This is a genomic window from Pseudoalteromonas sp. S1727 (assembly GCF_005886375.1).
Classification (GTDB): domain Bacteria; phylum Pseudomonadota; class Gammaproteobacteria; order Enterobacterales; family Alteromonadaceae; genus Pseudoalteromonas; species Pseudoalteromonas haloplanktis.
In genome coordinates this window covers 1-13,778 of record NZ_PNDT01000081.1, presented here as the reverse complement: position 1 = coordinate 13,778, position 13,778 = coordinate 1, and the positions used below count along the sequence as shown (strand labels likewise).

The 13,778-nt window shown below is 41.7% G+C and carries 12 protein-coding genes; 7 read left to right on the top strand and 5 right to left on the bottom strand.

The genetic code is table 11. From position 1 onward, the window contains the following. Positions 1–119 precede the first annotated feature (119 nt). From metH to metA, 3 genes are read right to left on the bottom strand one after another with little or no spacing between them, the layout of a single operon-like run. A complete protein-coding gene (gene metH, locus CWB85_RS16660; RefSeq protein ID WP_138555490.1) occupies positions 120–2,750 on the bottom strand; it encodes a methionine synthase in 2,631 nt (876 codons plus the stop codon). Between the two features lie 10 nt (positions 2,751–2,760). Further along, positions 2,761–3,828, bottom strand: coding sequence for a homocysteine S-methyltransferase family protein (locus tag CWB85_RS16655; RefSeq protein WP_016708709.1), 1,068 nt, complete (start codon positions 3,826–3,828; stop codon positions 2,761–2,763). After that, positions 3,818–4,765: a homoserine O-acetyltransferase MetA gene (gene metA, locus CWB85_RS16650; RefSeq protein ID WP_016708708.1), complete on the bottom strand. Its 948-nt coding sequence runs from the start codon at positions 4,763–4,765 to the stop codon at positions 3,818–3,820. Before metA ends, CWB85_RS16655 begins: the two co-directional genes overlap by 11 nt. A 166-nt stretch (positions 4,766–4,931) precedes the next feature. Between metA and CWB85_RS16645 the strand changes: the two genes are divergently transcribed. After that, the gene (locus tag CWB85_RS16645; RefSeq protein ID WP_016708707.1) at positions 4,932–5,831 is read left to right on the top strand and encodes a DMT family transporter; all 900 of its coding nucleotides are present in this window, start codon (positions 4,932–4,934) and stop codon (positions 5,829–5,831) included. A gap of 13 nt (positions 5,832–5,844) precedes the next feature. Here CWB85_RS16645 and CWB85_RS16640 read toward each other — a convergent pair whose 3' ends face one another. Further along, positions 5,845–6,438, bottom strand: a complete 594-nt coding sequence (locus CWB85_RS16640) for a porin family protein (RefSeq protein ID WP_016708706.1) — start codon at positions 6,436–6,438, stop codon at positions 5,845–5,847. Between the two features lie 293 nt (positions 6,439–6,731). Between CWB85_RS16640 and ettA the strand changes: the two genes are divergently transcribed. The 4 genes from ettA to CWB85_RS16620 all read left to right on the top strand — a co-directional run bounded on the left by ettA (position 6,732) and on the right by CWB85_RS16620 (position 10,725). After that, positions 6,732–8,405: an energy-dependent translational throttle protein EttA gene (gene ettA, locus CWB85_RS16635; RefSeq protein ID WP_016708705.1), complete on the top strand. Its 1,674-nt coding sequence runs from the start codon at positions 6,732–6,734 to the stop codon at positions 8,403–8,405. Positions 8,406–8,645: 240 nt separating this feature from the next. Continuing rightward, positions 8,646–9,002 carry a PilZ domain-containing protein gene (locus CWB85_RS16630; protein ID WP_138555489.1) on the top strand — a complete coding sequence of 119 codons (357 nt, stop codon included), beginning with the start codon at positions 8,646–8,648 and terminating at the stop codon, positions 9,000–9,002. 70 nt (positions 9,003–9,072) lie between these two features. Next, positions 9,073–9,981 carry a histone deacetylase family protein gene (locus tag CWB85_RS16625; RefSeq protein ID WP_138555488.1) on the top strand — a complete coding sequence of 303 codons (909 nt, stop codon included), beginning with the start codon at positions 9,073–9,075 and terminating at the stop codon, positions 9,979–9,981. 87 nt (positions 9,982–10,068) lie between these two features. Then, on the top strand, positions 10,069–10,725 hold the full coding sequence (locus tag CWB85_RS16620; protein WP_138555487.1) for a hypothetical protein: 657 nt from the start codon (positions 10,069–10,071) through the stop codon (positions 10,723–10,725). Between the two features lie 19 nt (positions 10,726–10,744). Here the strand turns inward: CWB85_RS16620 and pdxR are convergent, their stop codons facing one another. Continuing rightward, positions 10,745–12,205 carry a MocR-like pyridoxine biosynthesis transcription factor PdxR gene (gene pdxR, locus CWB85_RS16615; protein ID WP_138555504.1) on the bottom strand — a complete coding sequence of 487 codons (1,461 nt, stop codon included), beginning with the start codon at positions 12,203–12,205 and terminating at the stop codon, positions 10,745–10,747. A 118-nt stretch (positions 12,206–12,323) separates the two neighbouring features. On the opposite strand from pdxR, the gene CWB85_RS16610 reads away from it, so the two are divergent. After that, on the top strand, positions 12,324–12,899 hold the full coding sequence (locus tag CWB85_RS16610) for a GNAT family N-acetyltransferase (protein WP_016708700.1): 576 nt from the start codon (positions 12,324–12,326) through the stop codon (positions 12,897–12,899). After that, positions 12,899–13,504, top strand: coding sequence for an FMN-binding negative transcriptional regulator (locus tag CWB85_RS16605; protein WP_138555486.1), 606 nt, complete (start codon positions 12,899–12,901; stop codon positions 13,502–13,504). Before CWB85_RS16610 ends, CWB85_RS16605 begins: the two co-directional genes overlap by 1 nt. The last annotated feature ends 274 nt before the right edge of the window (positions 13,505–13,778 follow it).

The window sequence follows — 13,778 nt, the reverse complement described above, 5'->3', positions numbered from 1 at the left end:
CAATAAACTATTCTCTGTCTTACAAAACTTTGAACCAACTCTGAAAACAAATAAAAACGAGCCTCATTTGGCTCGCTTTTTTTAAACTGACGGCTGATAGCTGACCGCTTACAGCTGCTCTATTCCGGCTCATACCCTAAGTTAGGCGATAACCAACGCTCTGCTTCTGCCAGCGTCATGTTGGTGCGTTTGGCGTAGTCTTCAACCTGATCCTTTTGGATTTGCGCTACTGCGTAGTATTTAGCTTCAGGGTGGGAGAAGTACCAACCTGAAACAGCAGCACCCGGCCACATGGCGTATGAACTGGTGAGTTGCATGCCAATACGTTTTTCAGTATCGAGTAGCTGCCAGATTTTCTTTTTCTCAGTATGCTCAGGGCAGGCTGGGTAACCTGGTGCTGGGCGAATACCTTGGTAGTTTTCACGAATAAGCTCATCGTTTGATAAGTTTTCATCAGGGGCAAAGCCCCAATACTCTTTACGCACTTGTTCGTGTAAGTACTCGGCAAATGCTTCAGCGAGTCTATCCGCTACAGCTTTAACCATAATTTTATTATAGTCATCTTGCTTGGCATCAAATGCATCAGCTAAGTCATCCTCTTCAAGACCACCAGTTACCGCAAACGCGCCAAAATAATCAGGCGTGCCTTTCGGGGCGATGTAATCGGCTAAACAGTAATTCGCAAAATCAGTTTTTTCGGTTTGCTGACGTAAATGGCATGACGTGGTTAATAATTCAGAGCGGCTTTCGTCTGTGTATATTTCAATATCATCACCTACGCGGTTGGCCGGGAATAAACCAATCACACCCAATGGCTGTAAACTACCTGATTTTTCAAGCTCATCGAGCATATCATTCGCATCTTTAAACAAACTTTGTGCCTGCTCGCCAACCACTTCATCCGTTAAAATGCGTGGGTATTTACCCGCGATTGACCAGGTCATGAAATACGGCGTCCAGTCGATGTATTTGCGTAAAGTAGCAATCGAAACATCTTTAAACTCAGTCACACCGAGCTTTTTCGGCACCGGTGGTGTGTAGTTATCCCAATCAAGTTGAGCGGCGTTATCTCGAGCACGCTGAATGGTTACAGGCTTTGAACGTGGCTTTTTACGTGCTTGCTGCTCACGTACTTTTACATATTCAGCTTGTGTTTTTTCTAAAAAGGCTGGCTTTAACTCTTTTGATAATAAGTTTGATACCACACCCACAGCGCGGCTGGCGTTATTAACATACACCACGCCTTTATCGTATTGCGGTTCAATTTTAACAGCCGTATGCGCTTTTGAGGTAGTCGCACCGCCAATCAATAACGGTAGCTCAAAACCACGGCGCTTCATTTCTTTGGCAACATGCACCATTTCATCAAGTGATGGCGTAATAAGCCCAGATAGACCAATGATATCGGCTTTTTCATCGATGGCAGTTTGCAAAATTTTCTCTGCCGGTACCATAACGCCTAAGTCGATGACTTCGTAGTTGTTACACTGTAAAACAACGCCAACAATGTTTTTACCAATGTCGTGTACGTCACCCTTAACGGTGGCCATGACCACTTTACCGTTAGTGGCCCCTTCTTCTTTTTCAGCTTCAATAAATGGGTCTAAGTAGGCCACTGCACGCTTCATTACACGGGCTGATTTAACCACTTGTGGTAAAAACATTTTACCTGCGCCAAATAAATCACCCACCACATTCATGCCGTCCATCAATGGACCTTCAATCACGTGAATAGGTTTATCAGCCGCCGCACGACACTCTTCGGTGTCAATATCAATGTATTCTGTTATACCCTTTACAAGTGCATGCTCTAAGCGTTTTTCAACTGGCCATGTGCGCCACTCTAAATCTTCAACGCGTTCTGCTTGCGCCATACCAGAATATTTAGGTGCCAGCTCAACTAAACGCTCCCCCGCACCGGGATCGGTATTTAAAATAACATCTTCAACCGCTTTACGTAGCTCTGCTGGGATATCATCATAAACCGCAAGTTGCCCTGCGTTTACAATCCCCATATCCATGCCCGCTTTTATTGCATGGTATAAAAAGACCGAGTGGATCGCTTCTCGTACTGGGTTATTACCACGAAATGAAAACGAGACGTTTGATACACCACCCGACACTTTACAGTGTGGTAGGTTTTGCTTAATGCGGCGTGTGCCTTCAATAAATTCAACAGCGTAGTTGTCGTGTTCTTCGATGCCCGTGGCAACCGCAAATATATTTGGGTCAAAAATAATATCTTCTGGTGGAAAGCCAATTTCATCAACTAAAATACGGTAACTACGCTCGCAAATTTCATATTTACGGTCTGCAGTTTCAGCTTGGCCATCGGTATCAAACGCCATAACCACAGCTGCTGCGCCAAAGCGTTTAATAATTTTAGCTTGGCGAATAAACGGTTCTTCACCTTCTTTAAGCGAGATTGAGTTAACAATCGCCTTACCCTGAATACACTTTAAGCCCGCTTCAATCACTTCCCACTTAGAGGAGTCGACCATGATCGGTACTTTAGAGATATCTGGCTCTGAGGCAATCAAATTCAAAAACTTCACCATGGCAGCTTTTGAATCCAACATGGCTTCATCCATGTTGATATCAATCACCTGTGCGCCATTTTCTACTTGTTCGCGGGCAACATTGAGGGCGGTTTCATAGTCTTCTTCCATGATCAAGCGTTTGAACATGGCTGAGCCGGTCACATTGGTACGTTCGCCGACGTTGGTAAATACTGCTATTTGTTGTGTCATCTCGGCTACCTTAATTTAAGTTACACGCTTCAAGACCCGATAAGCGCATACGCACTTCCAGCTCAGGCAGTGGACGAGGTTTGACCCCTTCAAGACCTTTAGCAAACGCTTTAATATGTGCAGGTGTAGTACCACAGCATCCACCCACAATATTAATAAAGCCTGATTTGCCCCAATCAATGATCTCAGCAGCCATTTCCGGCGCTTCTAAATCATACTCACCAAACTCATTCGGTAAACCGGCATTAGGGTGAACAGATACAAAGGTTTCGCAAACACGTGATAATTCTTCAACATATTGACGCAGTAAATCTGGCCCAAGTGCACAATTTAAACCGATCGAAATTGGCTTAATATGGCGAATCGAATTATAAAATGCTTCAGTAGTTTGCCCTGACAAGGTACGTCCTGACGCGTCAGTGATAGTGCCTGAGATCATAACTGGCAACTTGCGCCCCGCTTGCTCAAACGCTTCTTCAACTGCAAACGATGCTGCTTTAGCATTCAAGGTATCAAAAATTGTTTCTATCAAAATCAAATCAACACCGCCTTCCATAAGCGCTAGAGTTGACTCAACATAGGCGGTGACAAGTTTGTCAAAAGTAATATTACGGTAGCCTGGGTCGTTAACATCAGGCGAGATTGAACAGGTTTTTGAAGTTGGCCCCAGCACACCTGCAACATAACGCGGCTTTGCGGGATTTTTTGCAGTGAACTCATCACAAATACTGCGTGCTAGTTTGGCAGACTCTACATTTATTTCTCGACTGATGCTTGCCATATCGTAGTCTTCCATCGAAATGGTGGTCGAGTTAAAGGTGTTTGTTTCGATAATGTCAGCGCCAGCATTTAAAAAGCCACGGTGAATATCGGCAATAATTTTTGGCTGAGTCAGGCTTAATAAATCATTGTTGCCTTTGATCAGGACATGCCAATCTTTAAAGCGCTCACCACGATAATCTTGTTCTTCTAATTTATGTTCTTGGATCATGGTGCCCATGGCGCCGTCGAGGATTAAAATTCGCTGTTTCAGCGCCTCGGCTAGTTCTGCATGTTTATTCACTGTATTACTCGGCATAGTTGTTAGTCCTTACGGCTTGGCTAACTAAATTAATATCATAAGGTGTCGTTTGGTACACATAATAATTTAACCAGTTCGAAAAAAGCAAAAAGGCATGGCTTTGCCAGGTTTTCGACGGTTCGTTATCTGGGTTGTTATCTGGAAAGTAATTTTCTGGCATGGGAGCATCGGGGCCTTTTTCTAAATCCCGCTGATATTCCCCTTTTAAGGTATCGGCATCATATTCAGGGTGACCGGTAATGTACACTTGGCTGCCTGATTTATTTTTTATTAAGTAAGCACCCACTTGCTCTGAACCTGCCAGAACAACTAAGTCATCACAGGCGTTAATTTTTTCAATATCAATATGACCATAGCGCGAGTGCGGCACCACAAAGGTATCGTCAAAACCACGGGTTAATGCGCCATGTTCAAAGTAACACTTGTGGGTAAACACGCCACAGAGTTTATTTTCTTTTAGCTCGCGCTTTAAATTATGATGATGGAATAAACCCGCATGGGCCGCCCAACACGAAAACAGCGTTGAGGTAACATGTTGCTCTGCCCAATCTAGAATGACTTTGAGTTCATCCCAATAAGCCACTTCATCGTACTCTAAATGTGCCAGTGGCGCACCAGTGATCAACAGCGCATCATAATTGTTGTCTTTAACTTCAGAGAAATAACGGTAAAACGTATCTAAATGCTGCTCTGAAGTATTTTTACTACGATGAGTGTCTAAACGCAGTAGTTCTACATTCACTTGTAAAGGGGAATTGGCAAGTAAACGAATGAACTGTACCTCGGTTTCAACCTTATTAGGCATTAAATTTAAAATCGCCAAGCGCATAGGGCGAATTTCTTGCGTTTTCGCGCGGCTTTTTGGCATTACGAATACGTTTTCTTGACGTAACCTCGCAATCGCGGGCAATTCATCTTTAACGGTAATAGGCATACTCATCTCCAAGGCATAATTAACCAATGGCTAATTATGAACTGATAGCTAGAAATTTCAACCTCTAGATGTTTAGATGTCTAAATGAATTTAACTTAACTATTTTTTGCATTCTCAAAACAGCTCGCCATAATGCGCCTGTTGATTTTACTTTAAGGTGATAAACGTGATTGATTGGCTTGGTTTAGGAGAACTTTTTGCAATATTAGCAGCGATAGCTTGGGCACTTTCGACCATGCTATATAAAGGTTTTAGTCATCACTTAACGTCTATGCAGCTCAATATTAGTAAAGGTGTGTTAGCCAGTGCTATGATGTTAGCAGCAATTGCCATTACTCAAGACTCTGCAATACCACAATATATGACCAGCTGGCTGTGGCTAGTTGCCGGTGGTGTGATTGGGATTGCTATTGGTGATAGCGCCTACTTTGCAGCCCTGCGTAATATTGGCCCAGTCCGTACTTTAGTTATTGAATCCCTAGCTCCAGCACTAGTGGGGATTTTTAATATTGTGCTGTTAAACCATTATTTATCTCTCCTTGCTTGGGGAGGCATAGCATTGACAACAATCGGTGTAGTAATAGCAATCAAGCCAGAAAAATCGCTTCCTAGGGTTGATCAACAACATTATCGCAAAGGTATTTTATGTGCCCTCGCGGCTGCTATTTGCCAAGCGCTCGGTATGGTAATGTCAAAAGGCGCACTCAATAACGAACAAATGAGCAGCTTATGGGCGGCATTAATTAGATTAGCAGCAGGAACCATAACTGTGGGTTTAGTCGTCACAGTGTTTAAAAACAGTGAATTTAAACAGGCACTCACTTTGAAAGGGGTTAGCGGCAAGCAATGGTTCTTTGCCGCGGTTTTTCTTGGTACTTTTCTTGGCTTGTGGCTACAGCTTGGGGCAGTTAAATACACCGATCCTGCCATTGCACAAACGATTTTCGCAACTGCACCATTGATTGTAATGAGTATCGGTTTTATAAAACGCGAGCCAGTTACTAGTAAGATGCTGATAGGCGGTTTACTTGCGCTAATGGGCGTGGGTGTATTGCTAACGAATTAGCAATACTATTCGATTAAAAGTAATAGCTAATGGCTACACTCAGCGCTTCACTTTTCTCGCTGCCTTGATCGAAGTATTGAAACTCACTAGACAATTGCCAGTTTTGATTAATAGAGTAAGCGGCACCAACACCAAACGACGCACCTTTTTCACTAAAACTACCATTGCTAGATTGAGAAAAGTCACTGTTTATTTGTGTATAAGTTGAGCGAACTTTAAACTTACTATCAAAGTAACCGGCCGTGGCGTACAAAGAAAAACCTTCCGATAATGGATACTGCAGTTTAAGTAATAATCCTTGTTGATTTTCTAACTCATATTCATCAGTGATTTTAATAGGTTGCGATGCAATAACTTCATTATCATTACCACTACCAAACCCGAATCTTGCTTCTAACGCTACGTACTGGTTAAATTGATACCCTACATATGGTGTAAACACTGTAGATTTAAACTCACCGTTATCATAGAGCTTAAACTCATTATCTAGCTTTAAGGTCTGGCTACTAATTGCAATCCCTGTATAGTATTTTGTCTCAGCTTTAGAAAATACACTTGTGGAACAAACGGCTAAAAAAAACATAGAACTGACGATTACTTTAAGCATTTTTAATCCTTTAATTTATTAGTAAATGAACATTACTTCAATTTTTGTATAATAAAAAGCCTGCCAACAATAAAAAACAAATGCTTACAAAAACTTACATATATAGCCCCCCCCATTAATGCCGAAACATCGCATCCCCATTAACGCATAATTTTCTAACTATTTATTGCGCTATTTAACTAAGCTACTAGAGCTGTAAAAAATAATCTATCTACGCCATTCGTTGACTGTTTCACCTGTGAGCCACTACAATACAACATTAAAATTTTTATTATTATTTGAAGGCTCCTTCCATGGTTTTACCTGATAAGTTTATTTTCTCGATGAGTCGAGTATCTAAGGTTGTGCCACCTAAGCGCACTATCTTAAAAGATATCTCTTTGCATTTTTTCCCTGGCGCTAAAATTGGTGTACTTGGCTTAAACGGTTCGGGTAAATCAAGTTTACTACGCATTATGGCCGGTGTTGATCAAGAGTTTGAAGGTGAGGCTCGCCCGCAACCAGGTACTAAAATTGGTTACTTACCACAAGAACCAGTTTTAGATGAAAGCAAAACAGTACGTGAAACGGTTGAAGAAGCTGTAAGCGAAGTTAAAAACGCGTTGAATCGCCTTGATGAAGTGTATAACGAATACGCGATGGAAGATGCTGACTTTGATGCGTTGGCCAAAGAACAAGGTGAACTTGAAGCAATCATCCAAGCACATGATGGCCATAACATTGATAATGTTCTAGAGCGTGCTGCTGACGCACTTCGCCTACCACCTTGGGATGCAAAGGTTGAACACTTATCAGGTGGTGAACGTCGCCGTGTTGCGATCTGTCGCTTACTACTTGAAAAACCAGATATGCTTATTCTTGATGAGCCAACCAACCACTTAGATGCAGAGTCTGTTGCATGGTTAGAGCGCTTCTTACACGATTACGAAGGCACTGTTGTGGCGGTAACCCATGACCGTTACTTCCTAGATAACGTAGCTGGCTGGATTTTAGAGCTTGACCGTGGTGAAGGTATTCCATGGGAAGGTAACTACTCGTCGTGGCTAGAACAAAAAGATGCCCGCTTACAACAAGAGCAAAAATCTGAAAAAGCCCGTCAAAAATCAATTGCGCAAGAGCTTGAGTGGGTTCGTTCAAACCCGAAAGGTCGTCAAGCGAAGTCAAAAGCACGTATGGCACAATTTAGTGAACTACAGCAGTCTGACTACCAAAAGCGTAATGAAACTAACGAGTTATTTATTCCACCTGGACCACGTTTAGGTGATCAAGTTATCGAAGTGAAAAACTTGAAAAAGAGCTTTGGTGATCGTGTACTTATTGATGATCTCAGCTTTACTATGCCTAAAGGCGCAATAGTTGGCATCATCGGTGCCAACGGTGCGGGTAAATCAACCTTGTTTAAAATGCTCAGTGGTGAAGAACAAGCCGATAGTGGTGAAGTTTGCTTAGGTGAAACGGTTGAACTGGCAACAGTTGATCAGTTCCGTGGCAACATGGATGAAAGCAATACTGTTTTCCAAGAAATTTCAAACGGGCAAGATGTACTGAAAATTGGTAACTTTGAATTCCAAAGCCGTGCTTATGTAAGTCGTTTTAACTTCAAAGGTAACGATCAGCAAAAGTTTGTTAAAGACCTATCAGGTGGTGAGCGCAACCGCTTACACTTGGCTAAACTACTCAAAGCTGGTGGTAACGTTATCCTACTGGATGAGCCAACCAATGACTTGGACGTTGAAACATTACGTGCACTTGAGAACGCGATTTTAGAATTCCCAGGCTGCGTAATGTGTATATCGCATGACCGTTGGTTCTTAGACCGTATCGCCACCCATATTCTTGATTACCGTGACGAAGGGCAAATTAACTTCTTTGATGGTAACTACACTGAATACGAAGAGTGGCTTAAAAAGACCTTAGGTGCTGAAGCTGCTCAACCAAAGCGTATCAAATACAAAAAGATTGGTTAAGCTCTAGCTTCTAGACTGTATCCACCTTTCAAGCCCTGCATTTATGTGGGGCTTTTTATTTTTGAAAGAAATATACGCTTAGTCATTTCTAGTTAAGTATCTTAATAGTAAAAATAATGACGATGAAATACGTATTCACAGTCATTTACCCCCAAAGCAGTATAAGTTTCGTTGCTGAAGCTGCTACAAGCGAGTAAAAAACACACTATACTTAAGCTACTGCAACTAAAAGGAGTCACTATGGAAAATCGTCGACATTACACGCGCATTTTATTTTCAACCCCTGCGCATTTGACCAATAATACCCATAGTTATCCTTGCCAATTGCTTGATATCTCATTAAATGGTGCATTAGTTAGCCGTGATGATGAGTTTGATTTTGCAAAAAATAGTACTGCCATTTTGGCTTTTAAACTCCCGCAAAGTGATATTATCATCGCGATGACAGTCACTATTTGCCATATCAAGCAGCAACATGTTGGTTTAAAATGCACTCATATTGATATTGATAGTATCACTCACTTAAAACGCTTAATTGAGTTAAACCTTGCAGATGATGAATTACTCCATCGTGAACTTGAAAGTTTGATCCACTAAGCTTGTAAGCCACTGGATTGCAGTTGTTCAGTAGGTTACCCTAGACACAAATTTACAAAATAATGTCATTATGGCACTGAATCCACACCTACCACTGGTTTACCATCCCAACTATTCGTTTAACTTTGATCCTAAGCATCGGTTTGTAATGAGTAAGTTTGCTAATTTATTCCAGCAAGTGAAAGCCCTTGGTTTAGTAAATGACAACCTTATTACCCCCCAACTTGGCAGCCCAGATCCCCTTGAATTAGTACATTGTGATAATTACATTCAAGACTTATGGCATAACCAGTTAGACGACAAAGCCATGCGACGTATTGGCCTGCCTTGGTCAAAACAATTAATGGCACGCACCTTTACCGCGCCACAAGGTACGCTGCAAACCGCACGCCTTGCACTTAAACATGGTATTGCCTGTCATTTAGCTGGCGGCACTCACCATGCCCATACCGACTTTGGCTCAGGGTATTGCATGGTCAACGACCTAGCTTTTACAGCGCAAACCCTTATTCAATCAGGCGAAGTCACCAATGTATTAATTTTTGACTTAGACGTACACCAAGGTGATGGTACTGCGGCAATGCTTGCCCACCAACCGTATGCCTATACATGCTCGATTCATTGTGAAAAGAATTTTCCATTTCGTAAATCAGCTAGCGATCTCGACATTGGTTTAGCCAATAATATGCAAGACGATGAATATTTGGGGATTGTTGATGATACCTTGAGTTTTCTACTCAATGAGCTCAACCCTGATCTAGTACTTTATGACGCGGGGGTCGATATTTGGCAACAAGATGGCCTAGGCAAACTTGATATTAGCTGGCAAGGCATTGAAAAACGTGATCACTTAGTTCTTAAACGCTGCCTTGAAAGCAATACACCAGTGGCAACCGTGATTGGCGGAGGTTATGACAGAGATCACCTGCGCTTAGCAAAACGCCACGCCATAGTCGTAGAGCAAGCTGCGCGTTTTTAAACACACTATAAACGGCTAAAGCGCTATTTTTGACTACACTTAGTACTTGAATGCAAAAATGAATCAACAATTGAGATTAAAATTTATATGCGACGACTACTTACCTTATTGTTAGTATCTGTAAGCTGTTTTGTAATTGCTGAAGAACAAGAACTTCCCCCTATCAACCCAGCTTACCAAGCTGAGCATCCAATGGTTCTCGTTAATCAGGGACCACGTATTTTTGCTGCGAATTTACCTACCTATAAGCTACCTCACGATGTGCAGTTGGTTTATAAGATTGAAAACCCTGATGTGGCATTTTTAAATGTAGTCAGAGGTGCTGAGCTGGTAACTATCAAGCCCCAGCCTTTTAATATTCAACGTTTAATGCGTGGCGAAGAACTCACAATCACAGCCGACGTGTACGAGGGCGATTATAGAAATGGCGGTAGTTTAATTTATGAAAATAGAACAATTGTTTTCAATAAATTACTTTACGCACGTGAGCTTAATGACTTAAGCCCAGCATCAAAATGGCAGCAATATGCGATGATCACGCTCAATGAAAATGAACGAATTTATATCCATCAAATCACAAAAGCGCCGAGTTATAACCATCTTATTTATGTCGACCTAACCAGTGCCTGTTTGCAAAAATTCCGCACTAGCAATCTCGTTCCGAGTGTAGGTGAGCTCACCTATAAATTTGTCAATTGCGGCACCTTAAAGCCGCTTTATTTTGATAGTGAAAGCTATCAGTAACTTTAATCAAAAAGTAGATTTAATAAACTTGCTTGATAACCATATCTAGACCTTGCTGCATTTCCTCGCTCGATTGGCCGGCAAAACCAAGCCGGATATGGCTATAGTTTACAGGCTTTAAACTACGTACAGAGTTGGCATAGTAAAATTCGACTTCGGTCTGTAAATATATACCTTGCTTTGCTAACTGCGCTTTTAAATGGCGCGTGTCTTTATTCAAGTTCACCCACATTGCCATACCACCGTCGGGCTTTATGTAGTCTATGGGAAGCCCTTTTGTTTGTAACGCTGTTAAATAGCTATCCATCGCTTCATAGCGCTGTTTATACAGCTTGGTCATGCGCTTTAAATGGCGTTCAAAGCCGCCTTCTTTCATCCAATGTGCGACAGCTAATTGCATGACTACATCGTTCTTATGATTCATCAGCTGCTTCCACGCGGTTAATTGCGCTAATACTTCAGGTGCTGCACAAATATAACCTATGCGTGCGGCTGAAAACATAATCTTTGAAAACGTCGATACATAAATCACAATGCCTGCGGGGTCATCGGCGGCCATCGGTTGTAATGGATGACAGCGATAATGAAATTCGTGGTCGTAATCATCCTCGATGATCATCACATTGTGGGCATAACACAGCTGATAAATTTGTAAGCGTCGCGTGGGTGATAAAGTCACGGTAGTTGGGTATTGGTGCAGCGGCGTTAAGTACAACAATTTAACTGGATAACGCTGCAGCTGAGCTTTTAAATCATCAATACATAAGCCTTCATTGTCTTGTTTTATATCAATCAGCTGTGCGCCACAGGCTGCAAATGCGTGCCTTGCAGGCGGATAACCGAGAGTTTCTACAGCAACAAAATCACCGTTTGTTATAAACGCTTTTGCGATTAAAAACAGTGCTTCTTGCGAGCCATTGCAAACCAATACATCGTTTGCGTTTAAATTACGCGCTTTGTATAAATAATCGCAAATATGCGCTTTTAGCTGCTCGTTACCACTGATCTGCCCATAATGCAGCTGGTTAACGTCTAGGTGATTACACACATAACTGATTGCGCGTTTAAACTCTTTATGTGGGAAACTGGCAAGATCAGGCAAGCCACCGGCAAAGTTATATTTATACGCGGTTAAATCCATGCCAGCAGCAGGCACGGCCAAGGTTTTGGCAAATTGATAGGGGTTTGCTTTTAATATTGGAGTATTCGATGTGTTGATACTACTTTCAATGGGCAATGATTTGGTAACTCGATAACCTGAGCGCTCGTGGGATTCAAGCCAGCCTTCAGCGACTAATAATTGCAATGCATTCATTACCGTATGCCGATTTAACCGATAAGTGTGTGCCATGCTTCGTGCTGAACTGAGTTTAACTCCCGGAGCAAGCTTACCGTGCATGACTGCACTGCGTATCGCGTCGGCCAGTTGCAAATACTTGGCTGGCTCTAAATCATCAAACTCAATGGCTAAAGGCTGCATCATTGCTCCACAAAATGTCAAACTGGTCTAGTTAAAAAGCTAAAACTGGTTGTTTATTACTTACCAAACCAGCGTACCTTAACAGTAAGCAATAACCAATTAAAATCCAAGGAATGTTATGTTTAGCAAACAAAGCCTGTGTACAGAGCGATTATCGCTAGTGCCCTTATCTGCCAACCATCTTGAAGGTTTATATCAAGCAGGACAAGATCCGCAAGTATGGCGTTGGGTATTGATGAATTACACGCAAACCCGAACCATGCTCACTGAATGGTTTACCAATACCGCACAATTTCACGCTCAACAGCAAGTGGTATACGCCATTATTGATAAAGCAACACAGCAAGTGCTAGGCACGACTCGACTATTTGCTTTAAATAAACAGCATTTAACTGCTGAGATTGGCCACACTTTTATCGGCACAGCTTGGCAGCGCAGCTTTGTAAATACACACGCTAAATATTTGTTACTGTGTTACGCGTTCGATGAATTAGGGCTGGTACGGATCACCTTTAATACCCATGAAAAAAACACTAAATCTCGTAATGCTATTACCCGTCTTGGCGCAAGATTTGAGGGGATTAGCTATAAAGACAGATTACTCGCTGATGGCTCATCCCGAAATACCGCTAGGTTCAGTATTATTGATGAACAATGGCCAGCAATAAAGTCGCAGCTAGAAGGAAAACTATAATGTACCCAGCAGAGCATTTTCAACAACATGATGGTAAGCAATTACAGCTGTTAGTAAATAGTTATCCACTGGCAACTATTTTAATGCCAAATTCTCAAAGCCAGCTTAATGATATTTGCCGCGTGCCGTTATTATATGACTTAGAGCAAAAAGTTTTTATCGGCCATGTTGCTAAATACAATCCACTATCGTTACTCGATGGTCAATCTGTGAATTTACTATTTAGTGGCGAGGATTGTTATTTATCACCCTCTTATTCGCAAAACAAAACTTTGCCCAGCTGGCTTTATTCGAGTGTGTATATAACCGCTCAAGTGCGGCTCATAACAAATACAGATAAAAAAGAGCAAATCATGCAACGGCTAACGGATCACTTTGAGCTGCATTTTAGCAAACCTGATACAACTAAATGGCAACTAGATGAGGTACCCGTACAGCATCGCCATGCAATGTACCAACAACTGAGTTTTATTGAATTTATCCCATGTCACTGGCGTGGCAATTTTAAACTTAGTCAGAATAAACCTGCAACGATAAGAAAAGTCATAAAAGATAACTTAATAAAACACGGGAAAGAAAGTATTGCGCAGCTATTTGATAGTTAAAAAATTACAGTTACAAAAAAGCGCCAAACTGGCGCTTTGAATGGAATGCTAATTATAAATGGGCTGAAAATAAAAACAGCTCAAGCTTAGTAACCACTAAACTTGAACTACTTTTGACAACATCTTCACACACAATTATAAAGATTCGGTTCTAGTGCAGTTCAATACACATTGTAAATTTGCTAATGAACGCTATGTTCATTTAATTGCGTGGCAGTAAAATAAAAACAGCTCAAGCTTAGTAACCACCAAACTTGAACTACTTTTGACAACA

Coding starts and splice junctions, on each gene's coding strand:
- metH (WP_138555490.1), bottom strand. CDS start 2,750: ATGACACAACAAATAGCAGTATTTACCAACGTCGGCGAACGTACCAAT.
- CWB85_RS16655 (WP_016708709.1), bottom strand. CDS start 3,828: ATGCCGAGTAATACAGTGAATAAACATGCAGAACTAGCCGAGGCGCTG.
- metA (WP_016708708.1), bottom strand. CDS start 4,765: ATGCCTATTACCGTTAAAGATGAATTGCCCGCGATTGCGAGGTTACGT.
- CWB85_RS16640 (WP_016708706.1), bottom strand. CDS start 6,438: ATGCTTAAAGTAATCGTCAGTTCTATGTTTTTTTTAGCCGTTTGTTCC.
- ettA (WP_016708705.1), top strand. CDS start 6,732: ATGGTTTTACCTGATAAGTTTATTTTCTCGATGAGTCGAGTATCTAAG.
- CWB85_RS16630 (WP_138555489.1), top strand. CDS start 8,646: ATGGAAAATCGTCGACATTACACGCGCATTTTATTTTCAACCCCTGCG.
- CWB85_RS16625 (WP_138555488.1), top strand. CDS start 9,073: ATGGCACTGAATCCACACCTACCACTGGTTTACCATCCCAACTATTCG.
- CWB85_RS16620 (WP_138555487.1), top strand. CDS start 10,069: ATGCGACGACTACTTACCTTATTGTTAGTATCTGTAAGCTGTTTTGTA.
- pdxR (WP_138555504.1), bottom strand. CDS start 12,205: ATGCAGCCTTTAGCCATTGAGTTTGATGATTTAGAGCCAGCCAAGTAT.
- CWB85_RS16610 (WP_016708700.1), top strand. CDS start 12,324: ATGTTTAGCAAACAAAGCCTGTGTACAGAGCGATTATCGCTAGTGCCC.
- CWB85_RS16605 (WP_138555486.1), top strand. CDS start 12,899: ATGTACCCAGCAGAGCATTTTCAACAACATGATGGTAAGCAATTACAG.